This window comes from Paenibacillus sp. FSL H7-0943, assembly GCF_037963265.1.
Lineage (GTDB): Bacteria > Bacillota > Bacilli > Paenibacillales > Paenibacillaceae > Paenibacillus_AQ > Paenibacillus_AQ odorifer.
Map to the genome: position 1 here is coordinate 3,022,011 of NZ_CP150148.1, position 24,618 is coordinate 3,046,628.

The following is a 24,618-nucleotide window of genomic DNA, read 5'->3' on the forward strand; positions in this document are numbered from 1 at the left end:
CCATTACTAGCGAATTGAAACTAAAAGCAGCCAGTACGCGCCGATAGATTATCGGCATGCACTGGCTGCTTAATTTTTCTAGAAGGGAGGACAGTCTTACGACTGTGTAAATTACGGATGACTAAAGGACTATTCGACCTGGAACTGGTTTAATTCGTCCTGAAGCTTTTTGGACAACTGATTGAGCTGCAGGGACAGTTCGGCAACCTGTTCAATGCTGTCCAATTGTTCTTGCGTACTTGCGCTAACTTCTTCCGTTGAAGCGGAATTCTCTTCTGTAGTTGAAGAAATGATTTCGAGTGCCTGTAGGATTTCATCTTTGTGTTTATGGACTTTGGAGGTGTTGCTGCTGATTTGAATCATACGTAATCTTAAAGCCTCCAAATCGCTGTTGATGCTAAAGAATACCTGTTTCGTAGCCTGCACGGATTTTGCATTTTCTTCGGCAATTTCAAGTCCTTGGGCTGTGTATTCCACAGATGCTCTAGTTTTCTCTTCGATTTCATGAACCTTTCTGCCAATCTCCTGTGTAGCCTGTGCAGTCTGCTCCGCCAACTTGCGAACCTCTCCGGCAACAACGGCAAATCCGCGTCCCTGTTCTCCCGCACGTGCTGCTTCTATGGAAGCATTTAGTGCCAGCAGATTGGTTTGCGTAGCGATTTGATGTACCGTGTCCACGATGCTCGAAATTTCATGACGGCTTTGATCAATATCATGGATGGCAGACGATATCGAATGAGTGGAGTTGTGATTTTCTTCTGCCCATTTTGATAACTGATCCAACACACCCAAACCCAGTTCGCTCTGGTCGGCAGAAGCCTGCACCATCGTCTCTATGGCTATGGCATCATTTGCGATTTCGTCAATTTGACCAGATAATGATCCGGTTTTTTGCAAAATGGTATCCGTTTCGATCGACTGATAGTTGGTTGCATTCGCAATCTCATTAATGGCTGTGGCTGTATCGTTCATCGTTATAGCTGTACGGGAAGAAATAGATTGCAGATCCTTTGAGGATTGGTTTAATACCTGAGCGGAGGTACCCACTATTTGGAGCATCCCTTGAATTTTCTGGACCATGTTGAATATTCCGTTGGAGATTTGTCCAATTTCGTTGTTGGAATAGGCATCAAATAGAACCGTCAAATCCCCATTTTCCACCCGTTTGATTTTGGTAAGCAGCTTCGGTATGGATCTGAGCAGATAACGGAGCGTGATATACGAAAATAGAACGAGCAGAATCGCCGCTGCAACAAACCCGCCAATCGTAATCCAGGTGAACTTTTTTAATTCGGAGAGCACTTCCCGCTCTGAAATAGTTAAACCTACGGACCAGCCGGTATCTTTACTTGTAGCATAGCCGATGTAACGACGTTCTCCGTTGTCATTAATCAGATGTACGCCGGATTCACCAGCGATCATTTTCTTGCCGATTCCCCCAAGATCACCTGGCAGCTCATTAATCTTTTCCTTTGTGACCTTAGACTGGTCTGGGTGATACAGAATATCACCTGTTTTGGAGGCGAGAATGGAATAACCTGTGCTGCCTAGCTTATAGCTTTCCATTATCTCAGGGATATTTTTAGACGCTATATCAACCGCGACAAAACCGATTAATGTATTGTTGTCATTTTTTATCGGATAGAAAATACCCATCAGCATATCGCCTGTAGTGATGTCAATATAAGGATCGGAGTAGTACAGGCCGTCTGCTTCGACTGCTGGCTTATAATACGGCCGTTCTTTAATGTTAAAAGCAGCATCTGATGTCGTATCATTGTTGAGGATATAAAAACCTTTGCCGGCAGTACTAGCAATCCATGCATCTGCAAAAGTGGGTTCCACCTTTACAATGGCAGCTAGTGTCTTTGCTACTTCAGCGGCATGCGGAGAAGTCTTGGCCATTTCAGGAGCTTCGGTGGTTTCGATGTATTGTTTGAATAAGTCATTCGTTGACATTTGCTTGACCAGTGAACCCTTTTCCTTAAATAGTGCATCAAATTGACTGACAAGTGCCTGTGTTTTGGTCTGAAGCATAGATTCTTGTTGTTTCACAAGTATGCTGCGAGTGCTGGAAAACATAAAGGTTCCCAAGATTGAGAAGACGACAACAATAATAACTAAAAGTACAATGGACAAAGTATTTGCTATGCTTGATGAACCAAACCGCCTTTTTTTTAGTTGTTGTAACATGCTACCATCTCCCCCAAGTTGTCTCTGAGCAAATAGCTCATAAGAACATATCGGAAGATAGTGAGATTTTCGAAATAGTAATTTTGAGAATGAAAAAATTAAATTAAAATGGATGATGCACAGGATAAATCCTTGACTGGTGCGGGATTTCAAGATGGTGGGGGGAGAGGGAGATCTTAACAATTAGCCTGTAGCTTGGCACATTGCAGCTACTGATTAGAGGCGAATTGTTGTTTTTTTAGGTGATGCTTAACTGCCTTTATCAGACTTCTTGTTTGTAGATTGCTTCCAGCCCTTGCGGTTGATAATGATTATCAATTATACTTCCGATAGGAAGGAGGCGAGTAAAGATTTTAAATGCTGATGATAATTTGATGCTCTGGGATTATGCACATATCCGGCTGATTGATATTCGCCATATGTTGTTTAAGGCAGGAGACAAGCTGACCTCCTATAGGTTCCCGGCTGCAGGTTTTTTATATATGGTTCGCGGCAACGCGGTTTTTCGGCTCAATGGAAATAAACATGCTGCAGAACGTTTTCATATCCTACACAGCGGAAAGGGAGGGCAACTGGATATTGATTGGGTCAGGGAGGAAATGGAGTTTTATTTTATTTTCTATAAAGCCTCGCTTTCGCTAACGTCCGGATCAGGTGTACGTAGACTTTTTGAAAGAAACAGTCCTTTTCAAAAACAATATGAATTTGCTCCGAATGCTCCAGTGGCTTTGCTGTCTCAAGTAAAGGAGATGCACCGGAAATGGCTGGACTCAAGTTCACTTGAACGGATTCAGATCAAAGCAATGCTTTATCAATTTGTCTACGAAGTTGAGCGGCAGAGACAGGCATATGGAGTCTATCCCGTCAAGCCGGATCTGGTGGAGCAAGCAGTTCGATACATACGAGAATATTACAGTCAGCCTATTACCTTATCCTCTATTGCAGAGCAGCTTAATTATAGTGTGGCCTATGTGGCGAAGCAGTTTAAAAGCAAGACGGGTACCAGTCTGATTGATTTTCTTATTCGGACGCGAATAGATAAGGCGCAGGAACTGCTGCTAAATACCGATGCATCATTGCAGGAGGTTGCCGCCGGAGTGGGGTACACGGACCTGTCCTATTTCATCCGTATTTTCAAGAAAACAACCGGTGTGACTCCGGGTAATTTTAAGTCATTGGCCCTAGGCTCTGCCAAAGGATCAGATCGTCCTAAAATCAGGCTAAGATTGTCTAATGCAGGATGGGTTGAGCCAAGTTATATTGATAATGATCATGATAATCATTATCAATATAGAAGAAAAGGGGATTTACCGATGGTTAGAAATACAAAAATGTCAATGGGAGCAGCGATGCTGTTATGTCTGGTTTTAATGCTTAGTGCTTGTTCTTCAGGGAACAGTCCTGTTAATTCTGTGAATGCTGGCCCTAGTCCGGTATCCTCTGTGCAAACAGAGACAAGTCCACCGGACTCAGCCACCAATTCAAAATCTACAAGAGTATATAAAGACAGTCAGGGGCATGAGGTTGATATTCCAGAGCGTCCACAGCGGATTGTGCTGCAAGGTAATTCGATCGGAGACCTGCTGGCACTCGGGATTCAGCCGGTCGGTGTCGACCGCCGGTTTATTGAAGAATCAGTCTATTTGGATAAGGAGACAACCCCGGCACAGGATATTGGATTTCCTACAAATCTGGAACTTGTTTTGGATCTGGAACCGGATTTGACAATGCTGGGTTATGTGATGGACAAACAATATGAAGAAGTGTCCAAAATATCACCTACTGTTGTATTTGACCAGAGTAAACCCTTGTCTGAGCGTCTGCCTGTCATTGGTGAGATAGTGGGTAAAAAGGCTGAAGCAGAGCAACTGTTGTCCGAATATAATCGCAAGGCCGAGAATATGTGGAGCGGATTGCGTCAGGAAGGAAAACTTGCCGAAGGAGAAACAGCGGTAGTGCTGATTTATTATTGGAACAAGACAATGTATTTGATGAAAACTGGTGGTATTCCTGCACTGCTGTATCAGCCGCAGGGCTACAAAATGTCCGAGGCAGTGAAGGAAATCGAGCCGGCAGAAGGTGCACCCTATATTGAGGTCTCCCCTGAGCTAATGCATAAGATGCTTATTGGTGACCATTTGTTTGTCATCTATCCGGCCAATGCTGATGCGGAAAATTCCTTTAATGAGTTAATGAAAACTGCGTTGTGGAGCTCGCTCCCTGCTGTAAAGAGCGGAAAAGTTACTTTTGTGGAGACCAAATGGAATTATGACGATATGTTGACCAGCAGCATGCTGCTGGATGAGTTCCCTAAACTGCTGGCTAAATAAATGAGATCTCAGGTTAATCCGCAACAAAGAAGCAGAGGAGGAACTCGCTGCTTCTTTATTTTGTTTATAAAGTAAAGAGGGCTGAATATAGAATAGTAATCGGTCATTGTTTTTTGTTGATTAGCTAGACTCCAAGAGTAGCATCGATTAATCTGAAGAAGTGGAATGCGGGTTATGATTGAATCGTCGACATAGATAAACGGAGGCTGACTATGACTTACTCACAGATCTGGAACAACTCAGGAAATGAAGCCGATATTCTTTATTTGGAGCAGCAGATTAAGGCCGTTAAAAAAGAAATAAAACGAGCAGAAGCTGCAGAGCTTCAAGAAATATTGGATCAAGCGAATCGTAAGCTGGCTGAATTGGAAGCGAAGCTGGACGAGCTTGAGGATTAGGAGCTCACCGCCCTTTTGTACCGTTTGAACTTTATGTTTCTGAATTTGCACCGGTGTCTATATAGTTTTATAATTGTAGTTTACTTAATCGTATTACTGGGAGGAATGGGGAAATGGATAAAAATAGAAAATATATGCTTGTCGGTGCGCTTCTGACAGGGGTAGGTGTCTCTTTGATGGCCTATACAGCAAGCCGCTATACTTCGTTTAAACGAATCGTAGCCAATACCATCCGTTTGGAAGAAATCGCCTCTCTAGAAATCTCGCGATTGTCTTCAGTTCCCGGTGAAAAGAAAGACATCATTATTACTGATCCTGCTGTTATTGAGCGGATTTTTGCTGATTTCTCTCATGTTCAATTAATGAAATCGGCCCGAAATGTCAGTTCTGACAAAAACTTCAGCTATTATATTACGATAGTTCAGGCTGACTGCAAGCAACGATTTGATATTATTTTAAAAAGCAGACAGCATATGATCATTTATGATAATGATTTAAGCAATCCTCACTTGAATGCCTATAAAATTATCAGCCCTTATTATCCGCAAGCACTGGAACAGGTTTTCGACTGATTATATAGAGGTGCGCAATGAAGTAATATCATAGCCCATTTCCTGCATAGCATCCAATCCATTTATGATCTCTATTGTCCGGGTGCCGTCCCAGCCTTTAGCCGTTCCATATTCGATCCATTCGCGGATACGCTGTGGATGATTTAGATTATAGACATCTTCAAAACCCTTTTTATGGTTTTGCAGCAGATAGCCTGTATTTAGCGGACAACCGGCAATAGGATCATCCCATGTTAGGAGTTGGATGCGGAGGGGGTGGAGCTTTACATTTTTATGATAAATCTTTAATTCAAGCAGACTCCGTTCGTCATGGATTCTCATGCCCAATATATAGCTGTATTCCAGTTCCCTGAGCGTGATAGAACGCAGCTTTTTTTTCATGAAAATCGCCTCTCATCCTAATAATTTTGTTATCATAGCAAGCATAGGGATATTTTTCAAGCAATCAACAGGAAGGATGTTTATATGAAGTATGAATTTGGGGTCATGGCATCCATTACAGAATTGGTGGAGTACCCGGATGAGCAGAGTGATACCTATATTCCGCACCCGAATTTTCAGATCATCATGGATCAATTGGGTATTACAGTACCCGTTGCTGAGATTTATGAACATTTTTTTGCCAACCCTGTTCACACCGGACATGTGCTCGTTTACAGCAATCCAGAGCAACCAAACGCTTGTATTGTCCTCGACACTTACCGTGATCCGCTGGACCAGCTAGACATGATTTATTTCGGATGGCGCTGTTCGTCCGAGAAAGACAATATCCGTGAGCTGTCCCGGCGTTTTTATGATGAATGTGAATTTGCGGTCCGTTATGAAGAAGGTCAATCCGTGCTTTACAAGGTGTTGAAGGAGGATACCTATCCGCGAAAATTTTACTATAATACCGTGTTTGAGCAGCAGTTGAAACGATACCCGGCAAAATAGGCGCTAGAAATACATAACCGAATCACTTAGCACAAAAATGCGAGTTCAGGGCAATGCTCCCCAGACTCGCGTTTTCTATATACCTGTTTTTGAAATACTCTGCATCATTCAGGCAATTACTGTGCCGTCAGCAGCTGCTCCAGAATTTCGGCGCGAATCTTCAGCAGGCTCAGCTCCTTCAGTAGCCACTAGATTCTCCTCATACGAAATCCAATCCCTTTATCAACCGCATACAACTTCACATTCTTGTACCCCGCTTTCTCCGGAGCAATCACGCCCGAGCCGCAATAGACCACGTTCTCATGCCCGGTTCAAGGAAGCCAGGCTGTGGACAACAGATCGCCCTTCTGGTTCCTTTATAGTCTTCCAATTACCACGATCAACGCCAGAACCACAAAAAAGATATTCACGCCGAGCTCCCGGTACTCTTTTCGCCGAATATGAAACAGCATCCCGAGCAGTGCGACCGCAGTCAAAGCGATCGCGGCGATCGGCGTAAGCAACGGTGTTATGTTCAGCGCCCAAGGCAAAACAAGGCCCAGCGCTCCAAGTAGCTCCGCGATTCCGATCAGAACAACTAGACTTTTCGGCACATCATTTACCCAGGCCCATGTCTTTTTTGACGACTCGGTGCGAACAGTTTTCATCCATCCCGAATATACGAAGCCTGCCGCCAATACGATTTGTACGATCCATAACGTCACATTCATCTTTTCTTTCCCCTCACTTGTTCGATTTCGATGTCTGCCTCTATACTAAAGTGAGAAAGCCCATTCAGGAAGTAGGCACTTAAACCTAACCAGGTAACCAAAAGTAAACCTTGGCAAGACCAGAAAGTGAGGATAAGAATGACGGTGTATTGCAAATTCGGAACGGCGCTGGAAATCCTCACAGGCAAATGGAAATCATTGATTCTTCTACGCCTACTGAGCAATGGTACAATGCGGTTCAGCGAACTACAAAAAGCCATTCCGGATATTTCGAAAAAGATGCTGGCCCAGCAGTTGAAAGAATTGGAGTATCACGATATTGTGCATCGCGAAGTGTATGCGCAAATTCCGCCAAAGGTCGAATACTCGATTACGGAGTACGGACAGCTAATGAAACCCGTGCTCCAGACAATGAGCGACTGGGGAGCCGGGCATGTGCAGCATATACAGAAGCAGTACGGCGAAGAAGACGAAGCAGAGGCAAGCGCATCCGAGCTTCGGGAAATCGATTTTTTGCGGTAAACGTTTCGGTATTAAGTGCACTAAAAAAGCCCGCAAAGATTGCGGGCTTTTCCTGTTCTTAAATATACAAATAAAAAGAACGCTTAACTCTCTCCGGTAGCCACCGGATTCTCCTCATATGAAATCCAATCACTCCAGCTTCCTGCATACAGCTTCACATTCTTGTACCCGGCTTTGCCTAGCGCGAGCACATTCGGGCAGGCACTTACGCCTGAACCGCAGTACACGATAATTTCTTGCTCAGGATTAATTCCTTCATAATGCTCTTTCAGCACCTCAGTTGATTTCCAGCGCCCTTGCTCATCCAGTACATCCTTCCAGAACTTATTGATCGCTCCGGGAATATGACCTGCCTTCGGATCAATGGGTTCTTCAAGTCCTTCATAGCGGCGGGACTCGCGGGAATCCATCAATAGTGCGCCACCGTCGTTAACTACATTTTGCACATCTTCCATGCTAACAAGCATCTTCTTCTGAACATCTGCTTCATACTGGCTAGGAATCCTAACCGCTTGATGATCACTGACGGGAAACTTACCATTTTTCCAAGCAGAGTAGCCTTCATCCATTACATACACACGTTCATGCCCTAAATAACTGAGCATCCACCATAAACGGGAAGCGTAAGCTCCACCTTGATCATCATAAGCAACGACAATGCTATCTCTGTTAATGCCAACCTTGCTAAGAACGGTGGTTAGCTTCGAGATCTCAGGCAGTGGGTGGCGTCCACCGTGTGCGCTTACTGGAGCGGAAAGCTGTTCTTCCAGATGTAGATAAAGTGCTCCGGGAATATGATCTTCCGTATAGGCTTTACGCCCAGCTTCCGGATCCGTGAGTAAAAAACGGCAATCGACTATAACAAGTTCAGGCTCGTATAACCGAGCAAGCAGCCATCGAGTAGAAACGATCGGTTCCATAAAGTAGCCTTCTTTCCTGTTTAATATGTATGGAGTCATTATAGCGGAAAATAAAAGAGGGCGCACCTTAAGCTTATGGCTTAAACTGCGTCCTCATTGAATTAGATCAAACGATATCCTGATGGCAAGCTGCCGGTACGTTGAATGGTGCGAACCTGCGCCGGGGTCAGCCGTTGATTGCTTGAAATGAGCGATTCGACATCTCCTCTTCGCAGAAAGTCGTCCAGTTCGCGGATGCTGCGGTTGCCACGCAAAATGACGAAATTATCGCGGAAGGCAGAACGATCGAATAACACAAGCGTAGCGTTCGGATTTGTGGAGAAGAAGCGCAAGCTTTCTATTCCTGTAAGGACTGAATCTATATCTGCAATGCCCAGGTTGCCGCGAAGTGTTCTGCGAAGCCCCCGAAAGTTCTCCTCACTAAACACTCTTAGCCTAGGATATATTACAGATGTTACTTTTTTTGTAATCATGGTTAATCCCTCCAAGTTCGATTGACGAACTGTCGTTTTCGACAACTCGCCGCCAGATTTACCATAAATGAATGCGGTATTTTCGACTGGAAAAAGGAGTGACCTGGGCGCTAGGCTCCGGATTACTCCTTTTTGTTGTTGTAAGCAGTTCCTAGATCAAACGATATCCCGAAGGCAAGTTACCGCTGCTGCGGATATTACGGATTTGTTCGAGGGTTAAGCGTTGGTTAGTAGAAATAATGGATTCCACGTCATTACCTGAAATGAAATCATCCAGATCCCTAATGTTGCGGTTCCCGCGAAGAACACGGAAATTTCCTCTAAACCGGGTTCTTGTGAAGAGTACCAGTGTAGCATTGCTGCTAGTAGAGAAGAACCGAAGGCTCTCAATACCATCGAGGATGTTGTCCGTATTACGAATACCCAGGTTGCCAGTATATACTCTACGGCGTCCATTGAAGTTTTCTTCATCGTACACGGTCAAGCGAGGGAAAGTCTGAGAAATGTGAACTTCTTTTTTCATTTGTAATTCCTCCTTTGTTATCTAATCTATGTTCATATAACTTTTTGGCTTGGCTGAAAGTCTAATAGAAAGCCCTTATTTGCATGAATTTATTATTTTGGGCTTTACTCCAACAATATATTAGTGTACTATTCAACTATGACACTGACACAATATAAAAAATGAACAATACATTAGTTGGCAGGGAGGATTAGCATGAAACAGGGGAGTGGTGTAGAAATGCAAGATTCAATCGTTCTGCAAATGAATGAGGTAAGTAAGATCATCAAAGGAAGACCGATTGTGGATAAGCTGACATTTGATATCCGTAAGGGTGAAATTGTTGGATTGCTAGGTCCAAACGGTGCAGGAAAGACCACAACGATTCGAATGATGACGGGTTTAATACGGATGAGCGAAGGCGATGTGATTATCCAAGGCCACAGTGTGAAAAAGGATTTTAAGCAGGCGATTGGCCATATCGGTGCGATAATTGAAAATCCAGAGTTTTATCCCTATATGACTGGACTTGATAATCTGAAGCAGTATCAAAGAATGACGGATAACATTGAGGCTGGCAGAATAGATGAGGTTGTAGAACTGGTAGGACTTCAAGAAGCGATGAATAAAAAAGTAAAGGCTTATTCGCTGGGGATGCGCCAACGTCTTGGGATTGCTCAGGCGCTTCTCAATCGGCCGAAGTTATTGATTTTAGATGAGCCTACGAACGGACTTGATCCGGCCGGAATACGGGAAATGCGTGATTATATGCGTACCATCGCCGAAGTGGAAGGCATTTCTATTCTGATTTCCAGCCATTTACTTACTGAAATTGAACAAATATGCCATCGGGCTATTGTGATCCAGAATGGTAAGCTGGTGACCGTAACTACGATTGGTGAGGAGCAGGAAGCAACCGCACAAGTGAAGCTCACCATCCGTGTAGGATCAATCGAATCCGCTATAAATATCTTGGAGCGCTTGGATTATGCGGAATTGATCTCTATGGATAGCACGCGATCTGAAGTGACAGTAAGTCTGCTTGATAGCAGAGTACCGGAGCTTGTATCTACTTTTAGTGATGAAGGTGTGGGGATTTTTCGGATTACGGAGAATAAACAAAGTCTTGAGGAAGATTTCTTGAAATGGACAGGAGGAAACCGCATTGCGTAACTTTAATAATCTGATTGTGAATGAATGGCTCAAGCTCTCAAAAAAACGCACATTTTTTATGCCATATCTGATATTAATTCTATTATCCCTGCTGTTAGGTTATATAGTTCATTCTGTCTCACCTGACCTGTTTGAATCAGCTTATGATTTTTCAGCAATGATGCTGCTTTCCCAAGGGATTGGGCAAGTGATTACAATTCTTGCGATTATCGGAACAGCAGGTATTGTCTCAAAAGAGTATAGTCAAGGAACCATCAAGTTCCTGCTTATCCGCGCCAGAAGCCGTACAGCAATCCTCGCATCCAAATATGTGGTTGTACTGTTGTATGCTTTGACTTTGACTGTCATCGGAGGTATAGCCGTTTTTGGAACAGGAGCTTTGTGGTTTGGACTAAGTGGTGGAGAAGCGGGTATGAGTGAGATGCTTACAAACCTATTGTATAATCTCGTTAGTACGGTTGTGTATGGAACACTTGCTTTTATGCTGGGGATATTGACCACTTCAACGGGAGTAACGATTGGGGCTACTATGTTTGCGCTAATGATAGACAAATTGATTATTTCTCGTGATTTTTACAAATATGTTCTGTTTCCAAACTTAAATTTATCTGCTTATGAAGGTGGAGGAGCACCTATGCCTGGAATGACACTGACTTTTTCTATCGTGATGCTTGTCTTATACACAGCTGTCTTTCTTCTCGTAGGTTTCTCCGTCTTTAGACGAAGGGATGTTGCTTAATCATGACAATCGAATTCGATAACAACCTGCCGATTTATATACAGATCATGAATTACATCAAAGGTGAAATCGTCACAGGCAAGCTGAAACCGGGAGATAAAATACTCTCAGTACGAGAACTTGCCAGTGAACTGCAGATTAATCCGAATACGGTGCAAAGAACTTTTCAGGAACTGGAGCGTGAAGAAATCGTGGAAACCCGGCGTGGAATGGGAAGATACGTCACAAGTAATGAAGGTACTATCCTGACCATCAAAAAAGAAATGGCTAAAGATGTGCTAGATCGTTTCATTCGTGGTATGCAGGATCTTGGCTTTCAAGGCGAAGATATTTTAGCGGCGGTTGCGGAGAATATCCGTAACAAGGATAAAGAATAGGGGGATAAACAAGTTGGGAAATATACTTGAGGTTCATGAAGTTACAAAAAAATATAGATCCAAGCATGCCCTCCACAAGGTATCTTTTAATCTGAGTGCGGGTAAGATCACAGGACTGCTGGGCAGTAACGGCAGCGGCAAAAGTACACTTATGAAAATCATCGCTGGACTGACACAACCTACCTCTGGTCGTGTATCCGTCATTGGGGGTTCTGTAGGAACAGAAAGTAAAGCGGTGGTGTCGTTTATGCCTGATAAGCCGCTTACAGAATCCTGGATGAGTGTTTCTGATGCTCTGAAATTCCAAACTGACTTCTATCCGGATTTTGATCAGACTAAAGCCTCGCGAATGTTGGAGTTTATGAAACTAAGAGCGCAAGATAAGGTAAAGGACCTGTCCAAAGGGATGAACGAACGTTTACAGCTTACACTTGCCCTATCACGCCGAGCTAGCCTTTATTTGCTGGATGAACCCATTGGTGGTGTAGATCCGGTAGCTAGAACAAAAATTCTTAACGCGTTAGTAGAGTTTTATGAAGAGGACAGTACCATTCTCTTATCAACCCATTTAGTATCGGATATTGAGCGGATCTTTGATGATGTGATTTTTATAAAAGAAGGAAAAATTCTGATGCATACTGCGGTGGAGGATATTCGGCTACGCCATGGCAAAAGTATTGACGAACTGTTCAGAGAGGTGTACGCAGAATGCTAAAGCTAGTGAAGTATGATTTTAGACGGGATAGGGATAAGTTTCTTGCAGTTTTTGTAATCATAATTCTGGCGCAGATTGGGTTAGGATTTACCAAACTGCATGACTATGAACGGTTTACTTTGAACGGAATAGCTTATGTTATTGCAGGACTGATCTTTCTTGTCATGGCAGCAAAAACCTTTTTTAACAATATAAATTCCTATAATCGTCGCCTAGTGCCCGTAAGAACTTTGAACACAGTCATTTCTCCGTTAGTGCTCTATTTAGCTCTAATGCTGGGTATTATTTTAATAGCTTTGATCCATTTTGGCGTGTATCTTTCAATGTATCCCTCCTCATTTCTTCCGGAGAATTTCTGGAAAGTGGGATTGTTAGTTCTCTTGCAGGCGTATTGGTTTGCCGGTTATATCATGCTTACCTTGATGGTCTCCATTACGGTTGCACGAAGTGTGAAATTTAAGGGGCGAGTATGGATTGGGCTGGCCACTGCGTATTTGTTACAGAATGGAATATTCTATTTGGAGTATTTTATTTTCAAAAGTAACTTCACTGCTTGGGAAAGTGTATTCCAGTTCGAGGTGATAGATGAGACGGATACCGCAAATGGGATCCAGCTTATACAGGGTCATTTGAATCTAGCTCCTCTTCTGTTTGAAGCGGTGATAGCAGTTCTTCTTATAGCGGTCATCATCAAGCTCGTTAATAAAAGAGTGGACATCTAGCCACAACTTGGCGGAATAGTTTTTAGAACGGAGACAGGGCGATTTAGCTTTGTCTTCGTTTTTGTGCAAAAAAAAGACGTCCTTCTAAGTGAAGGGCATCTGTTAGGGTAAGTTCTATAGACCTTCAACCCGAAGGGTGGCGGTCCATGTTTCAAGCTCTCTTATTAGGCGTTCTTCCTCATTTTCGTCCAAGCGGAATTTAACTCCATATTGATATTGGCCAAGCCCAAACATCCAACCCCACCGGACGCTGCATAAGAGCTGAAGCTTCTCTTCATTTAATTGAAGATGAATAATAAGCCTAGTATCTCTTGCAGTGAATCGAAGATTCAAAGGAGTACGTACCTTACAACCCGAACGGCTAAGATCGAGTAATACAGCCTCTGTTAACTTTCCAGCACCTGGACCGGAATTGTTAAGCGGAACTTCAATCCAGCATTCAAGCGGATGGTTCATAACATAACGGAATGGTTCTTTCCTGCTGGACACATCCATAATTTTCCTCCCCATTGTTTATTTGCTATTATATCGAAAGGGAATGTTGAGAACAATCTACTAAAGTGCTATTTTTAATTAAGAATTAATTTTTTTAATACTAATGAAGGTGATGAGATTTATATGTACCAATACCTTAATGAAACGTTCCGTAATCACAATTTTGATCAAGGAAGCTTGCAGGATGGTGAGTTAAATAACTGCACATTCGAGCAATGCTCCTTCAAAGGCACTTCTATGGAAGAGATGAACTCTATTGGCTGCCGATTTATTGATTGTGATTTTACTGGAGCCATGCTTAATGCGTCTCACCATAAAGGTTCAGCGTTTACCAATTGTAAATTTACGGGAGCGAACCTGTTTGTATCTAAATTTGAAGATTGCAAGATGGTAGGATCGGATTTCTCAAATGCATATTTGGACGGGATCTCTCTACTCGGAGGGGACTGGTCGTACACGAACCTAAGACATACTAATCTAAGCAGACAGGATCTGCGAGGGATTCGATTTACAGAAGCGGATTTAATGGGCTGTAATTTGCAAAAAAGTGACTTGCGCGGAGCGGATTTGAGCCGTGTACAATTGTCTCAATGCAAGCTTAAGGGAGCGGATATGCGGGAAGCGATTGTCGAAGGAATTGATTTAAAGAGTCTGGATCTGCAGGGAGTGCGGATGGATATTGAACAGGCGGTACTCTTGGCACGTTCATTTGGGGCAAAAGTAGGGAATTAGTAAACGGACGCATCAGTTGCTAGCGTGGATCATAAAGACCTCCGCTAGCAAATCAATGCTTGAAGCGGAGGGGGGGGCAGCGCAGATTATTATGAGTATTCTAACTGCTGAACCTATGTATTATGGCATATGTAATAGTATGCGTTAACGTAACCGTTTTCTGGGTTTTGCCCACCATTTAATCCATAAGAATCCATCATCATCACGAAAAAACTTTATACCTACCCAGCGTAAGGGTGTCCATACTTCTTTAAAATAATATGAAGGCATAGTCTGTTAGACCCTCCTATATAGTAAATTATTACTATATATTACGCTAATTCTACGGGATTCACAAGCTAGATTTACTAATAATTACATATTGTCCGGGTGAAAGGAGTTGAGGATGCATTATGCAGGACTTAAGGCACCGCTTGAGCTACCGAGAAGTGCACCCCTCCATTTTACATAGACGCTCCACGTCATAGTGGATAGGAGTGGTCGATGTCATGAAAGACAAAGGAGTAGTAGTTCTCTAATAATAGGAGAACTACTACTCCTTTTTTTGGGATTGTTAATTGCTGCTTTTACACCACCGAGTCATATTCAGTCTACTGAAGCTTAAGGACCCGGATGACGTTATTAGCATGTTTTTAACCTTTTGAGCATGGATTCGGACCCCAGAGACATTATTCCATATGAAGAGCTTGATATTGAGTGCTTTTGGTGCTAATTACGTCTATGGGGTCCGTTAACATTCCAAATGTGAGCTAAAGCCGCGTACTAAGGTCGGCTGAGTCCGATAGCGGATTCGTAAGCGAATGAGATGTAATTAGGAAGTTAGATGTTCAGATCATTGAGGCTACTCCAGCAGTCATTTCATGGGTAATGGGATGGCTTTTTTTGTTGCCGAGTTGGATTCGAATCTAGTAAAAACACAATGTTAGAAGGGGATAAGCACAGTCATTTTATGATGCCCCGCATTTAATAAATGGAGAGGATGTGATGAGATGACAGAAGGCGAGTTTATAGCGAAGATTGCGAATTTTGCTGTAAAGGACATGCAGCTCACTAAGGTTCCTGCTTCGTTAACCATTGCTCAAGCGGCTCTGGAGTCAGGCTGGGGCAGCAGTGGATTGACTATCAAAGCGAATAATTTGTTTGGGATCAAAGGAAGTGGACCTGCTGGCAGCATTACTGTACAAACTACTGAATATATTAACGGTAAAGCTGTTAAAGTTAATGCCCCTTTTCGAGCCTATAACAATTGGGGAGAATCTATCGCGGATCACTCCGACTTGATTGTGAATGGAGTCTCATGGAATCGCAACCTTTACAGCAAGGTTCTCGGTGCAAGTGGCAAGGTGGCTGCACAAGAGATTGCCGCAGCTGGTTACGCTACTGATCCGAACTATGCAGCTAAGCTGATTCAAATTATGAATACCTATAATCTGTATCAATATGACGACAAATCCATGGGAGGAGATGATGAGATGTCAGCAGAGGATAAGCAAAAGCTTGTTAGTCTAGAATCGGAAGTAAAGGAACTGCGTGCTCTTATAGCAGCTCTTACAGATAGCAGGGATACGCTGAAAACAGGTGTGCAAGAACAGGGGCAGTCGATTAATAAGCTTACGGATCGGGTAACATTCATTGAAAATCGGGCAGTCATGAATGTCCCTGCATGGGCTGAGGCGGCTGTGAAAGCAGCGACTGCGGCAGGACTTCTCGATACTCCATCGGGTGGCAGTTACGATTTCTATCGCATATTAACGGTGCTGAACCGTGCAGGTTTACTTGTAACAGGAAGTAAAAAATGAAATAAGGAGGATTAAAAAACATGTATAACGATGCTCTCAACAGTGTGCTTGCCTTTGCTTCAGTCCTAGCTGTTTTTGTAATGGCACTTGTACAACTTGTGAAGAATAGCATTGAACTTCCGCGGAACATTGTGCCAGTAGTGGGGTTGGCTATTGGCTTGCTGGTTGGAGCAGTTGCCTATCCGTTCACTGATATGAATCTGATTCTGCGACTCTGGGCGGGGGGGCTTGCGGGGCTATCAGCGACCGGTTTGTTTGAACTGGCTTTTAATAAAAGGGATGGGACGAAAAAAGATGATAAATAGATCTTGCCTATGAGTTTTATAAAACAATCGTTTTACACTGGTAATGTGGCTATGCATTCAGTCGAGAACACTAATATATTATGGTATGCCAATTTATAAAGGGGGTGCAACGATGGGAACTTACCTTGATGCAAGAACATCTCAAAATGCCAGCCTAGCCAACTCTATAGCGATTCCTATTACGGTACTTAACACGCCGCAGCTTTTTGGACAGATTGGGTTGTTAACGGCTGGAGTGACTACCAATCCACGTGTTCTCCTTAAAGGAACGATATCAGTGACACTTCCGCTAGCGTTAGTGGGTATCACAATTACGATTGTAAGAGGAACCTTGGCTACTGATCCAAAAGTGTATTCTGCTACTTCAACTTTTGGTCTTAGTATATTGGCTCCACAAGTAATAACTTTTTCGGCAGATGACTTCTTACCCGCGATTACTCCTCAGCTCACTTATACAGCATTTGTTTCTTCTAATCTTCTCGGTACAGTACGTGTGGGCCCAGAAAGCTTTGATGGTATTTTAGTTTCTGATTAATTGTATAGCCCTAAACCTCGCTGGTAACCCAGTGGGGTCTTTTTTTTAACCGTACGCCCAATCTTCTAAGGGGTTATCTACATATCTTATGATGTATTCTAAATACGAAGGAGGTCTTCTCATGGGTGCTGAATTTGGTCATGTTGGTGGTGCTTTTACTTCTACAGGCGCAATCTTAGTTTTGTTCATCTTATTAGTAATTATTACAAGCGCATGCATATTCTAATTCACTAAAATAGCAGAGCTCCATGTTGGCATTTTGCCGACTTGGGGCTTTTTTTTTGTAGGTATTTTGTCCATTAAGGCTATATAAAATATTAAGTTAAAAGAATACTAATCACGTAGTGAATAACATGAGTTTACAATACTATGATTTTGAATATTCAAATATACATGTTATCTTAATCTGATAACATAGATTAATACTGTTAAATTTTATTTAGGAGAGAGCTAGTTTGAAGAAAAAAATGATGATCGGAATTTCTTCTGTTATTGTACTTTTAATCATTGTTGTAACTGTGGGAAGCTTTTATTTCTATCATGTTGCTATTGCACGTGCTTCAAAGGACTTCTTGAATGAAAGCCCTGACCTGCAGTCCAGTCCAGAGGTAGAACAATCTAAAGATACCTCGAAGGCAGACCAAGAGTGGTGGGATACCCAGAGCTTTGATAGATGGGAGATGAATTCTGATGACGGAATAGAGCTTAAAGCATACTATTTAGCTGCTCCTGAACATTCCAATAAGACAGTGATTATTGCTCATGGGTATGCTGGAAATGCAATTCAAATGAGCGGGTATGCCAGAATGTATTATGAGAGACTTGGATATAATATTTTGCTGCCGGATGCCAGAGGACATGGAGAAAGTGAGGGTGACTATATCGGATTTGGATGGCCAGAACGTAAGGATTACTTGAAGTGGATACAGAACGTTCTGAAAGCAAACGGTGAGGATACACAGATTATACTGCACGGTGTTTCCATGGGGGGAGCTACCGTAATGATGACAAGCGGTGAGGATTTACCAGCTAATGTTAAAGCAATTGTGGAAGATTGCGGTTATACCTCAGTGAAGGACGAGCTTACCTTTCAATTAAAAAGAATGTACCATCTCCCCGCCTTTCCAATTGTAGATACGACCAGTATGCTAACAAAGATTCGGGCAGGTTACTCCTTTGGTGAAGCCTCAGCCTTAGAACAGGTGAAGAAATCTAAAACGCCAACCCTGTTTATTCATGGCGATAATGATACTTTTGTTCCTACGGAAATGGTTCATACGGTATATGAGAATAGTCCGGTCGAGAAGGAGCTTTACATCGTTCCTAATGCGGGTCACGGAGAAGCTTTCCGCATGGATCCGGTTAAGTATGAGAGCGTAGTTTCTGAGTTTATCGGAAGATTTGTGAAATAGTTGTTGCTGAAAAGGCTGCCGAAAGGTAGTCTTTTCGTGCTTATAATACCGTTAAACATAAATTCGGGGCCCTATCTCTAGGGCCCCTTTCATGGGAGAGGAGAAACCGGACGAAGAGCTTATGGGGAAACGTAAGCCTGCTCCGCGGTTGTCTACGACATTTGTGGTGTCGATAATTACATGATGTCCCTGGAAGTCCAATCTTATACATTAAGATGACTTATTTCTCTGAATAAGCTGTTTCGCCTTCTTATTTCATATCTAGACAAATTTTTTATTTCATCGCGCAAATGTGTTACGATAGGCGTGGACTTATGCCTTTTTGGGCATAACAAACAGAGATATAGAGCGGGTGAATAACAGTGAGAGTGGTATCGGGAAGTGCAAAAGGAAGGCCACTGAAGAGTGTTCCGGGAAGTGGGACAAGGCCTACGACCGATAAGGTGAAGGAAGCTGTATTTAGCATGGTAGGCCCATATTTCGAAGGTGGAGCGGTGCTGGATTTATTCGCCGGTACTGGCGGTTTGGGGATCGAAGCCTTAAGCAGAGGCATGGAAAGCGGCGTATTTGTTGATATGGATCCTAAAAGTATCGACACGATCCGCGCCAATCTGAAGGCTACTAAGCTGGAAGAACAAGCGCAGGTGTACCGTAATGAAGCTGGGAGAGCGCTAAGTGCGTTGGAGAAGCGGGGGAAAATTTTTGATTTGGTCTTTTTGGATCCTCCCTATCGCTTGAAGCACGGGGATGAGCTTATGCTTATGATGGTCGAAAAAGGAATGCTGCAAGAGGACGCAATTATTGTTCTGGAGCATGAATCAAGTTATGCCTATCCTGAAGACATTCCAGGATTTTATAGGCTGCGTCAGGCCGTATACGGAGAAACGACAATTTCTATTTACCAGTATGAAACTAATCCTGCAGAGGAAAGTGAAGCTGGTGAGGAGGTAGAGAATGAGTCAGCAAATTAGAAAAGAACGTGTTGCCATTTATCCAGGTACCTTTGATCCCGTGACTATGGGACATATGGATATTATTCGGCGCGCATCCAAGCAATTCGACCGTTTGATTGTAACGGTGCTTAATAATTTGAGTAAAAACCCGCTGTTTACTGTTGATGAACGGACAGAGCTATTAAGACAGGCGACCTCTGATATTCCCAATGTGGAAATTGACAGCTTCCGTGATCTGTTAGTGAATTATGTTCGTCAAAAAGATGCTCAAGTCATTGTTCGGGGTATCCGTACCGTTACTGACTTTGAATATGAGCTGCAAAACGCATCGATCAACCATAGCCTGGATCCCGATGCAGAAACGATTTTTATGATGACTAATCCGAAATATTCCTACTTAAGTTCCAGCGTTGTTAAAGAAATCGCTCACTTCGGCGGGAATGTGACTGATTTTGTGACGCCTGAGGTTGAACAAGCGATGAAGCGTAAATTTAACCGAGCCGATGGCGAATAGTACTTACTAGATACGTTCCAGCAGATAATCCCAACAGGATGATGAGCAGAAGGGCTTGCAGACTTAGCAGCTGTGGAAAAGAGCTCCATATGTCCGTTATATTAATGGTGCCGCTTGGAGTCGGGTGTGAGTCTGCAAGTGCTGGTAAAGCAGCTTTAGGGATAGCCAGCAATGGTTTCCAGAGCAATAAAGTTAACAGAAAAGCATAAAGTCCATGCATCAGACGAACCGTAGCGTAGGGTAGAAATCTGACTCTGGCTTGTTTGAGCATGGTCAGCACCTGTAGTTGCGCACAGAGTCCGCTCCAGCCCAGTGCAGCAGACAGCAAAGCTATCCCAAACATACTAGAGGGACCTGTTCCTATGCTTGCTAGCCCTTTGCTGATTGCGTCGGCGCCTAAATGAATTTCCAGCAAGCTTGCTGGCAGAGCAGCTGGCAATGCGGGAAGTACAGTAGTGATGATATTGATGACTACAGCGAACATAATCATGTAACCGCCCACGACCATCAGACTTTGCACGGCATTAGCGACGGACTCGCCGAGAAGCTTGCCGAAGCTGCGTCCGTCTTTTGCTCTGGCATCTGTTGCTGCAAGCTGAACGCGACTATATAAAGAAGGCTGTTTGGTGTCTGTGGGGATCTTATCAACTGGTTTCGTGTTCGCTGACCGCCCCTTTAATAGAGCATCGGTGTAGCTGGCTAGAAGTCCAGAGATCCAGTGGATGGCCAGCAGGAAATAACCTGCTGAAGTACTGTGTAGAAAAGCTATGCCAATTACTATAAGCATGGTTACCGGGCTGGCGAAGTGTGTAAGTGCGGCAAGTCGGGCGGCTTCCTTGTCAGAAATGCTGTTCTGCTTGTGTAGCTGCATGACCCCTCCAGCTCCACCGGGAAATCCGGCTGTGATTCCGAGTGCCAAGGTCCAGCCGCTGGCACCGGGCAGACGAAAGACCTTTTTCATCAATGGCTCCAGAAGCACTCCAAAACCATGCACGAAACCCGAGGCGGTAAGCATCTCTGACAGCATCAGGAAGGGGAGCAGGGCAGGGAATACGAGTGTCCACCAAAGCTTCAATCCTTGGAGTGAAGCCTCAAAGGAGCTCTCCGGTGAGATAATAATTGCAATGGCTGTCAGGATTGCCATAATCCCGGGTATAAATGGTGTGGAGCGTGTAGCTAGTCGGCGTATTTGAATATTTTTCATTTCTCAGATCACCTCTTCATAACTTAAGGCATGGACGATGTGTTATCAATTTATGCAGAGTAGACAACCATCATGCCAAACCACTAGTCGAAGCGGTAATGAAGTTCAATCATTCATATCCTAAAAGTGCCGCGGGAAAGAAGGGAAGAGCAGTGAAGCAACTGAAGCATCGGCCGGGTTTCCGCGCCACAGCTTATCTGTTTACGTTTGTAGTAATCGTGTATGTATTTGTCTTTATGAACACCCCGTACATCGTATATCAGCCAGGCAGTGCATCTGAGGTTGCCCCTATGATTAAGGTAGAGAATGCCGATCCGGCTGAAGAAGGAACGTTTATGATGACTACGGTGTCTGCTAGTTATGCTAATGTGGCCTTATTGGTCGCCTCTGCTTTTAATTCCAATTCAGAGGTTGTGCGAAAAGAAACCCGGCTAGGGGATAAATCAGAAGACGAATATGCTGCAGAGCAGGTTTATTATATGAATAGCTCACAGTCTTATTCTGTTCAGGCCGCTTATCATGCGGCGGGAATTCCATATGAGGATGTAGTGGATTATCTCTACGTCTTTTCGGTTCCTGTAGAAAGTAATAAAGGACAATTTCTGCCGGGTGACAAAATCATTAGTGTAGAGGGACAAAAAGTGCCCGATCCTGAAGCACTGTCTAAACTGCTCTCCTCTAAAAAAATCGGAGATCAAGTCGCTGTTGTTTTGCAAAGAAATGGCAAGGAAGTACAAGAACAAGTGACGTTGGTTGAAATAAAGGATAAAGAGGGAGCTGCCGTTCGACCTGGTTTTGGAGTCACTATTGCCGCCGTTCAAAAAGTAAAACCAAAAGAAGCAGGGAAAACTGTCAGCTTTGTAGATACAAATGTTGGCGGACCTTCGGCAGGGCTAATGTTCACTATGGAAATTTACAATCGCCTTACTTCTGGAGATTTAACTAAGGGCCATAGGGTTGCAGGGACGGGTACGATTAACGCTGAGGGTGTAGTTGGTGCTATCGGTGGAGTGAAACACAAGATCGTGGCTGCGGACCGAGAAGGGGCGGAGATTTTTTTCGTGCCTGTTAAGAATTATGACGAAGCCAAAGCAAAAGCTGATAAAATCGGCACATCTATGAAGCTGGTGCCTGTATCTACGCTGGATGAGGCGCTGAAGTATATGGTGGAACTGCCGGTCAAACCATGACCGGAGGTTCCAAATAATCGCGGTACATATCATTTCTACGGGGTTCCTTAAAAGCTCCCGCGAAAGCGGAAGCGGCTTGAAGATCTCGCTCAAGCTGCGGATGGGAACAAAGGGACGGGCGCATGACGATGGGCAACGTAGTTTTTTGTTTCATTTCTTTAAGCAGTGCTCGTCCGCTTTCTCTAAAACCAAGAATACGAATATATCCGGGCCCCTCTGCTAGTATGGAAGGGGTCATTTCTTTTTTAGAATGATTTAACAGAACATGTAGCAGCAGACGCTGTAACCGTGTATGCGTGTAGCGCTTGCTCTTAAGGGCGTGAAGCAGGCCTGAAACAGAGAATTGCTCCAACTCAGGCAAAAGCCGCAGTATTCGGTTCTCCAAGCCTTCATTCATATCATGGATCGCGTGTAACTCGGCAGCAGTATGGGTGGTCAGCAGATGGCGGAGCGGGATACTGAAGCTCTCCAAGCTCAGAGGGCCCCTTCCGGCTGCATGCTCTCTTTCCAAAATGGACACGCTATAATCCGGCATATAAGCAGCGGGAGATCCGCCTTCTTGCAGCAGCTTGCGGATGGCCGTCGCACTTGCAATAGAAGAGTCGGCTTGTAATGGGTCATGGAAGCCTGCTGCTGTGCGCGGAACGGTTAGTGGCATTATCTTGCTGTGCAGCCGCTGCAAGGCGATAAGATAATGCAGTCCAAGGCTGTTATTCGGCTGGCGCAGCAGCTCGCCTGCATCTCCGGGACTCTCCGTTTCCGGGAGAGTCCCTTCAAAGGCCACCGCCGCCGCTGCGCTGTACGCGGCGGGGAAGCTCGCTCCGAGCGCCATGCGGCGGCGGATCTCGCTCTGAAGCTCGCTGCTTTCCTCAGCCAGATATCTGGCCAGGGGGAGCAGCGAGCCCAAAGTGCCGGCTTCGGAGCCGAAGCACAAGCTGTCCACGACCCCGGTCGCTTCCAGCAATGCAACTGCTCCGAACGCGAACCACTCGGCTGGCTGGACGGCATAAGCCACCGGCAGCTCAATGACGAGGTCGGCGCCCATATGCAGCGCCATCTCTGTCCGGGCTTGCTTGCTTACCGCCGCCGGCTCGCCGCGCTGGGTAAAGGGACCACTCATGACGACGATGGTGCGCTCTGCGCCGGAAAGTCTTTTGGCTTCCGTGAAGTGATGCACATGTCCGTTATGTAAAGGATTGTATTCTGCGATGATTCCAACCGTTGTCACTGTGGCTTCCCTCCGATAAGTAAGGTATATTTATTGAGTTTAGTAGGGTAGATTTCTAGAGATACTGTTAGCACAAGCTGATCTTTTGATTTACACTAATAGTTATATCATAATTCACCGCATTTTCTGAAACAATATAAAGGGAAAATGGTTGACAAAGGTATAGAATACTAGGTATAATAAATTTTGTTTGTTTGGGAGTGATAAGTATGCAGATTCACTTTCGCAAATTAGCGAATGCCGACGAACCGTTACATATTCACGATGTTGTGGATGTCAGCGAGGTAGTCAAAGGGCGCAAGGATATTCTAACTGTTGCTCCGCTCTCAGTAGACCTTAAAGCGCTGCCCGCGGGAACCGATTGTGTGAACGTGGTGGGAAAACTGAGTGGAGATGTGGACATGTTATGTTCACGTTGTCTCACGGAGGTCAAAAGTGATTTGAACATTCCTTTTGCTGAGACTTTCAAGTGGCTTAAGCAGCCAGTTCTTCCAGATGATGACGAAGATGAGGATCTCATTTACGTCAAGGATGAGGTTGTGGATCTTATCCCGTATGTGGAAGAAAATTTCGTACTGCACTTACCGGATTCGGTATTGTGCAAGGCAGACTGTCTTGGTCTTTGTCAGAAATGCGGACAGAACTTGAACGAAGGCACCTGCAGTTGCGACAACACAGTGATCGATCCTCGACTCGCTGGGTTGAAAGACTTTTTCAAATGAAACATTACAACAAAACACATCCTGCTCTGAGGAGCAGGCTGACAGAAATATCACGAGGAGGTGGAACACATGGCAGTACCACAACGCAGAACGTCTAAAACACGCCGTGACAAACGTCGCACCCACTTTAAGTTGGTTGTGCCGGGCATGGTGAAATGTGAACAATGCGGAGAGTTGAAACTAGCTCACCACGTATGCAAAGTTTGCGGAACTTACAAAGCAAGAGAAATCATCAAACAATAGTTTCAAA

30 protein-coding genes are annotated in these 24,618 nt (G+C 44.2%); 21 read left to right on the forward strand and 9 right to left on the reverse strand.

Features of this window, described 5'->3' with window-relative positions; genetic code table 11:
- Positions 1-129: 129 nt before the first annotated feature.
- Positions 130-2,193 (reverse strand): methyl-accepting chemotaxis protein, encoded by a 2,064-nt coding sequence (locus tag NSQ55_RS13105; protein WP_339173784.1) that lies wholly within the window; start codon positions 2,191-2,193, stop codon positions 130-132.
- 374 nt (positions 2,194-2,567) lie between these two features.
- Between NSQ55_RS13105 and NSQ55_RS13110 the strand changes: the two genes are divergently transcribed.
- The 3 genes from NSQ55_RS13110 to NSQ55_RS13120 all read left to right on the forward strand — a co-directional run bounded on the left by NSQ55_RS13110 (position 2,568) and on the right by NSQ55_RS13120 (position 5,493).
- Positions 2,568-4,523: an AraC family transcriptional regulator gene (locus tag NSQ55_RS13110; protein WP_339173787.1), complete on the forward strand. Its 1,956-nt coding sequence runs from the start codon at positions 2,568-2,570 to the stop codon at positions 4,521-4,523.
- A gap of 212 nt (positions 4,524-4,735) precedes the next feature.
- Positions 4,736-4,921 (forward strand): hypothetical protein, encoded by a 186-nt coding sequence (locus NSQ55_RS13115; RefSeq protein ID WP_076126066.1) that lies wholly within the window; start codon positions 4,736-4,738, stop codon positions 4,919-4,921.
- Between the two features lie 113 nt (positions 4,922-5,034).
- Entirely contained in the window at positions 5,035-5,493 is a 459-nt protein-coding gene (locus NSQ55_RS13120; RefSeq protein WP_076126068.1) for a hypothetical protein, read from the forward strand.
- On the opposite strand, the gene NSQ55_RS13125 is transcribed toward NSQ55_RS13120, so the two are convergent.
- Positions 5,494-5,874 (reverse strand): hypothetical protein, encoded by a 381-nt coding sequence (locus NSQ55_RS13125; protein WP_076126069.1) that lies wholly within the window; start codon positions 5,872-5,874, stop codon positions 5,494-5,496.
- A gap of 84 nt (positions 5,875-5,958) precedes the next feature.
- Between NSQ55_RS13125 and NSQ55_RS13130 the strand changes: the two genes are divergently transcribed.
- Positions 5,959-6,426: a hypothetical protein gene (locus tag NSQ55_RS13130; RefSeq protein ID WP_076126071.1), complete on the forward strand. Its 468-nt coding sequence runs from the start codon at positions 5,959-5,961 to the stop codon at positions 6,424-6,426.
- A gap of 356 nt (positions 6,427-6,782) precedes the next feature.
- Here the strand turns inward: NSQ55_RS13130 and NSQ55_RS13135 are convergent, their stop codons facing one another.
- Positions 6,783-7,136 carry a DoxX family protein gene (locus NSQ55_RS13135; protein ID WP_339173790.1) on the reverse strand — a complete coding sequence of 118 codons (354 nt, stop codon included), beginning with the start codon at positions 7,134-7,136 and terminating at the stop codon, positions 6,783-6,785.
- Positions 7,137-7,274: 138 nt separating this feature from the next.
- On the opposite strand from NSQ55_RS13135, the gene NSQ55_RS13140 reads away from it, so the two are divergent.
- Positions 7,275-7,658 carry a helix-turn-helix domain-containing protein gene (locus NSQ55_RS13140; protein WP_076183618.1) on the forward strand — a complete coding sequence of 128 codons (384 nt, stop codon included), beginning with the start codon at positions 7,275-7,277 and terminating at the stop codon, positions 7,656-7,658.
- An 83-nt stretch (positions 7,659-7,741) separates the two neighbouring features.
- Here the strand turns inward: NSQ55_RS13140 and NSQ55_RS13145 are convergent, their stop codons facing one another.
- The 3 genes from NSQ55_RS13145 to NSQ55_RS13155 all read right to left on the reverse strand — a co-directional run bounded on the left by NSQ55_RS13145 (position 7,742) and on the right by NSQ55_RS13155 (position 9,574).
- On the reverse strand, positions 7,742-8,578 hold the full coding sequence (locus tag NSQ55_RS13145; protein WP_339173794.1) for a sulfurtransferase: 837 nt from the start codon (positions 8,576-8,578) through the stop codon (positions 7,742-7,744).
- 101 nt (positions 8,579-8,679) lie between these two features.
- On the reverse strand, positions 8,680-9,051 hold the full coding sequence (locus tag NSQ55_RS13150; RefSeq protein ID WP_076126088.1) for a hypothetical protein: 372 nt from the start codon (positions 9,049-9,051) through the stop codon (positions 8,680-8,682).
- Positions 9,052-9,202: 151 nt separating this feature from the next.
- Positions 9,203-9,574, reverse strand: coding sequence for a hypothetical protein (locus NSQ55_RS13155; RefSeq protein ID WP_076126089.1), 372 nt, complete (start codon positions 9,572-9,574; stop codon positions 9,203-9,205).
- 195 nt (positions 9,575-9,769) lie between these two features.
- Between NSQ55_RS13155 and NSQ55_RS13160 the strand changes: the two genes are divergently transcribed.
- From NSQ55_RS13160 to NSQ55_RS13180, 5 genes are read left to right on the forward strand one after another with little or no spacing between them, the layout of a single operon-like run.
- Positions 9,770-10,726 (forward strand): ABC transporter ATP-binding protein, encoded by a 957-nt coding sequence (locus NSQ55_RS13160; RefSeq protein WP_339173797.1) that lies wholly within the window; start codon positions 9,770-9,772, stop codon positions 10,724-10,726.
- Positions 10,719-11,465 (forward strand): ABC transporter permease, encoded by a 747-nt coding sequence (locus NSQ55_RS13165; RefSeq protein ID WP_339173799.1) that lies wholly within the window; start codon positions 10,719-10,721, stop codon positions 11,463-11,465. Before NSQ55_RS13160 ends, NSQ55_RS13165 begins: the two co-directional genes overlap by 8 nt.
- Before the next feature lie 2 nt (positions 11,466-11,467).
- Complete coding sequence (locus tag NSQ55_RS13170) at positions 11,468-11,842, forward strand: GntR family transcriptional regulator (protein WP_076101764.1); 375 nt, start codon at positions 11,468-11,470, stop codon at positions 11,840-11,842.
- 13 nt (positions 11,843-11,855) lie between these two features.
- Positions 11,856-12,557, forward strand: a complete 702-nt coding sequence (locus tag NSQ55_RS13175) for an ABC transporter ATP-binding protein (RefSeq protein WP_339173803.1) — start codon at positions 11,856-11,858, stop codon at positions 12,555-12,557.
- On the forward strand, positions 12,551-13,279 hold the full coding sequence (locus NSQ55_RS13180; protein ID WP_339173806.1) for a hypothetical protein: 729 nt from the start codon (positions 12,551-12,553) through the stop codon (positions 13,277-13,279). Before NSQ55_RS13175 ends, NSQ55_RS13180 begins: the two co-directional genes overlap by 7 nt.
- A 114-nt stretch (positions 13,280-13,393) precedes the next feature.
- On the opposite strand, the gene NSQ55_RS13185 is transcribed toward NSQ55_RS13180, so the two are convergent.
- The gene (locus NSQ55_RS13185) at positions 13,394-13,774 is read right to left on the reverse strand and encodes a PilZ domain-containing protein (protein ID WP_076126099.1); all 381 of its coding nucleotides are present in this window, start codon (positions 13,772-13,774) and stop codon (positions 13,394-13,396) included.
- A 123-nt stretch (positions 13,775-13,897) separates the two neighbouring features.
- Here NSQ55_RS13185 and NSQ55_RS13190 point away from each other — a divergent pair, with 123 nt between their 5' ends.
- The 8 genes from NSQ55_RS13190 to coaD all read left to right on the forward strand — a co-directional run bounded on the left by NSQ55_RS13190 (position 13,898) and on the right by coaD (position 20,024).
- Positions 13,898-14,506, forward strand: a complete 609-nt coding sequence (locus NSQ55_RS13190; RefSeq protein WP_076126101.1) for a pentapeptide repeat-containing protein — start codon at positions 13,898-13,900, stop codon at positions 14,504-14,506.
- A gap of 989 nt (positions 14,507-15,495) precedes the next feature.
- Complete coding sequence (locus NSQ55_RS13195; RefSeq protein ID WP_248548157.1) at positions 15,496-16,305, forward strand: glycoside hydrolase family 73 protein; 810 nt, start codon at positions 15,496-15,498, stop codon at positions 16,303-16,305.
- Between the two features lie 20 nt (positions 16,306-16,325).
- Positions 16,326-16,610 carry a holin gene (locus tag NSQ55_RS13200; RefSeq protein WP_076101776.1) on the forward strand — a complete coding sequence of 95 codons (285 nt, stop codon included), beginning with the start codon at positions 16,326-16,328 and terminating at the stop codon, positions 16,608-16,610.
- Between the two features lie 112 nt (positions 16,611-16,722).
- A complete protein-coding gene (locus NSQ55_RS13205) occupies positions 16,723-17,145 on the forward strand; it encodes a hypothetical protein (RefSeq protein ID WP_076183705.1) in 423 nt (140 codons plus the stop codon).
- A gap of 121 nt (positions 17,146-17,266) precedes the next feature.
- On the forward strand, positions 17,267-17,371 hold the full coding sequence (locus NSQ55_RS13210) for a sporulation protein YjcZ (RefSeq protein WP_081389784.1): 105 nt from the start codon (positions 17,267-17,269) through the stop codon (positions 17,369-17,371).
- A gap of 229 nt (positions 17,372-17,600) precedes the next feature.
- Entirely contained in the window at positions 17,601-18,557 is a 957-nt protein-coding gene (locus NSQ55_RS13215) for an alpha/beta hydrolase (RefSeq protein WP_339173814.1), read from the forward strand.
- Between the two features lie 362 nt (positions 18,558-18,919).
- Positions 18,920-19,528 (forward strand): 16S rRNA (guanine(966)-N(2))-methyltransferase RsmD, encoded by a 609-nt coding sequence (rsmD, locus tag NSQ55_RS13220; RefSeq protein ID WP_076183712.1) that lies wholly within the window; start codon positions 18,920-18,922, stop codon positions 19,526-19,528.
- Positions 19,512-20,024 carry a pantetheine-phosphate adenylyltransferase gene (coaD, locus tag NSQ55_RS13225; protein WP_339173816.1) on the forward strand — a complete coding sequence of 171 codons (513 nt, stop codon included), beginning with the start codon at positions 19,512-19,514 and terminating at the stop codon, positions 20,022-20,024. The genes rsmD and coaD overlap by 17 nt, the downstream gene beginning before the upstream one ends.
- Here coaD and NSQ55_RS13230 read toward each other — a convergent pair.
- A complete protein-coding gene (locus NSQ55_RS13230; protein WP_339173818.1) occupies positions 20,002-21,228 on the reverse strand; it encodes a nucleoside recognition domain-containing protein in 1,227 nt (408 codons plus the stop codon). The genes coaD and NSQ55_RS13230 overlap by 23 nt on opposite strands.
- 152 nt (positions 21,229-21,380) lie before the next feature.
- On the opposite strand from NSQ55_RS13230, the gene NSQ55_RS13235 reads away from it, so the two are divergent.
- Positions 21,381-22,418, forward strand: coding sequence for a SepM family pheromone-processing serine protease (locus tag NSQ55_RS13235; protein ID WP_076308083.1), 1,038 nt, complete (start codon positions 21,381-21,383; stop codon positions 22,416-22,418).
- Here the strand turns inward: NSQ55_RS13235 and NSQ55_RS13240 are convergent.
- A complete protein-coding gene (locus tag NSQ55_RS13240; protein ID WP_076308082.1) occupies positions 22,408-23,646 on the reverse strand; it encodes a nucleotidyltransferase in 1,239 nt (412 codons plus the stop codon). The genes NSQ55_RS13235 and NSQ55_RS13240 overlap by 11 nt on opposite strands.
- A gap of 209 nt (positions 23,647-23,855) precedes the next feature.
- On the opposite strand from NSQ55_RS13240, the gene NSQ55_RS13245 reads away from it, so the two are divergent.
- Both NSQ55_RS13245 and rpmF read left to right on the forward strand, forming a co-directional pair.
- Entirely contained in the window at positions 23,856-24,368 is a 513-nt protein-coding gene (locus NSQ55_RS13245; protein WP_036686482.1) for a DUF177 domain-containing protein, read from the forward strand.
- Positions 24,369-24,437: 69 nt separating this feature from the next.
- Positions 24,438-24,611 (forward strand): 50S ribosomal protein L32, encoded by a 174-nt coding sequence (rpmF, locus tag NSQ55_RS13250; protein WP_019911234.1) that lies wholly within the window; start codon positions 24,438-24,440, stop codon positions 24,609-24,611.
- Positions 24,612-24,618: the final 7 nt, after the last annotated feature.

Bases quoted from the DNA above. Each gene is read 5' to 3' on its own strand.
- NSQ55_RS13105 (WP_339173784.1), bottom strand. From the start codon at position 2,193: ATGTTACAACAACTAAAAAAAAGGCGGTTTGGTTCATCAAGCATAGCA.
- NSQ55_RS13110 (WP_339173787.1), top strand. From the start codon at position 2,568: ATGCTCTGGGATTATGCACATATCCGGCTGATTGATATTCGCCATATG.
- NSQ55_RS13115 (WP_076126066.1), top strand. From the start codon at position 4,736: ATGACTTACTCACAGATCTGGAACAACTCAGGAAATGAAGCCGATATT.
- NSQ55_RS13120 (WP_076126068.1), top strand. From the start codon at position 5,035: ATGGATAAAAATAGAAAATATATGCTTGTCGGTGCGCTTCTGACAGGG.
- NSQ55_RS13125 (WP_076126069.1), bottom strand. From the start codon at position 5,874: ATGAAAAAAAAGCTGCGTTCTATCACGCTCAGGGAACTGGAATACAGC.
- NSQ55_RS13130 (WP_076126071.1), top strand. From the start codon at position 5,959: ATGAAGTATGAATTTGGGGTCATGGCATCCATTACAGAATTGGTGGAG.
- NSQ55_RS13135 (WP_339173790.1), bottom strand. From the start codon at position 7,136: ATGAATGTGACGTTATGGATCGTACAAATCGTATTGGCGGCAGGCTTC.
- NSQ55_RS13140 (WP_076183618.1), top strand. From the start codon at position 7,275: ATGACGGTGTATTGCAAATTCGGAACGGCGCTGGAAATCCTCACAGGC.
- NSQ55_RS13145 (WP_339173794.1), bottom strand. From the start codon at position 8,578: ATGGAACCGATCGTTTCTACTCGATGGCTGCTTGCTCGGTTATACGAG.
- NSQ55_RS13150 (WP_076126088.1), bottom strand. From the start codon at position 9,051: ATGATTACAAAAAAAGTAACATCTGTAATATATCCTAGGCTAAGAGTG.
- NSQ55_RS13155 (WP_076126089.1), bottom strand. From the start codon at position 9,574: ATGAAAAAAGAAGTTCACATTTCTCAGACTTTCCCTCGCTTGACCGTG.
- NSQ55_RS13160 (WP_339173797.1), top strand. From the start codon at position 9,770: ATGAAACAGGGGAGTGGTGTAGAAATGCAAGATTCAATCGTTCTGCAA.
- NSQ55_RS13170 (WP_076101764.1), top strand. From the start codon at position 11,468: ATGACAATCGAATTCGATAACAACCTGCCGATTTATATACAGATCATG.
- NSQ55_RS13180 (WP_339173806.1), top strand. From the start codon at position 12,551: ATGCTAAAGCTAGTGAAGTATGATTTTAGACGGGATAGGGATAAGTTT.
- NSQ55_RS13185 (WP_076126099.1), bottom strand. From the start codon at position 13,774: ATGGATGTGTCCAGCAGGAAAGAACCATTCCGTTATGTTATGAACCAT.
- NSQ55_RS13190 (WP_076126101.1), top strand. From the start codon at position 13,898: ATGTACCAATACCTTAATGAAACGTTCCGTAATCACAATTTTGATCAA.
- NSQ55_RS13195 (WP_248548157.1), top strand. From the start codon at position 15,496: ATGACAGAAGGCGAGTTTATAGCGAAGATTGCGAATTTTGCTGTAAAG.
- NSQ55_RS13200 (WP_076101776.1), top strand. From the start codon at position 16,326: ATGTATAACGATGCTCTCAACAGTGTGCTTGCCTTTGCTTCAGTCCTA.
- NSQ55_RS13205 (WP_076183705.1), top strand. From the start codon at position 16,723: ATGGGAACTTACCTTGATGCAAGAACATCTCAAAATGCCAGCCTAGCC.
- NSQ55_RS13210 (WP_081389784.1), top strand. From the start codon at position 17,267: ATGGGTGCTGAATTTGGTCATGTTGGTGGTGCTTTTACTTCTACAGGC.
- coaD (WP_339173816.1), top strand. From the start codon at position 19,512: ATGAGTCAGCAAATTAGAAAAGAACGTGTTGCCATTTATCCAGGTACC.
- NSQ55_RS13230 (WP_339173818.1), bottom strand. From the start codon at position 21,228: ATGAAAAATATTCAAATACGCCGACTAGCTACACGCTCCACACCATTT.
- NSQ55_RS13245 (WP_036686482.1), top strand. From the start codon at position 23,856: ATGCAGATTCACTTTCGCAAATTAGCGAATGCCGACGAACCGTTACAT.
- rpmF (WP_019911234.1), top strand. From the start codon at position 24,438: ATGGCAGTACCACAACGCAGAACGTCTAAAACACGCCGTGACAAACGT.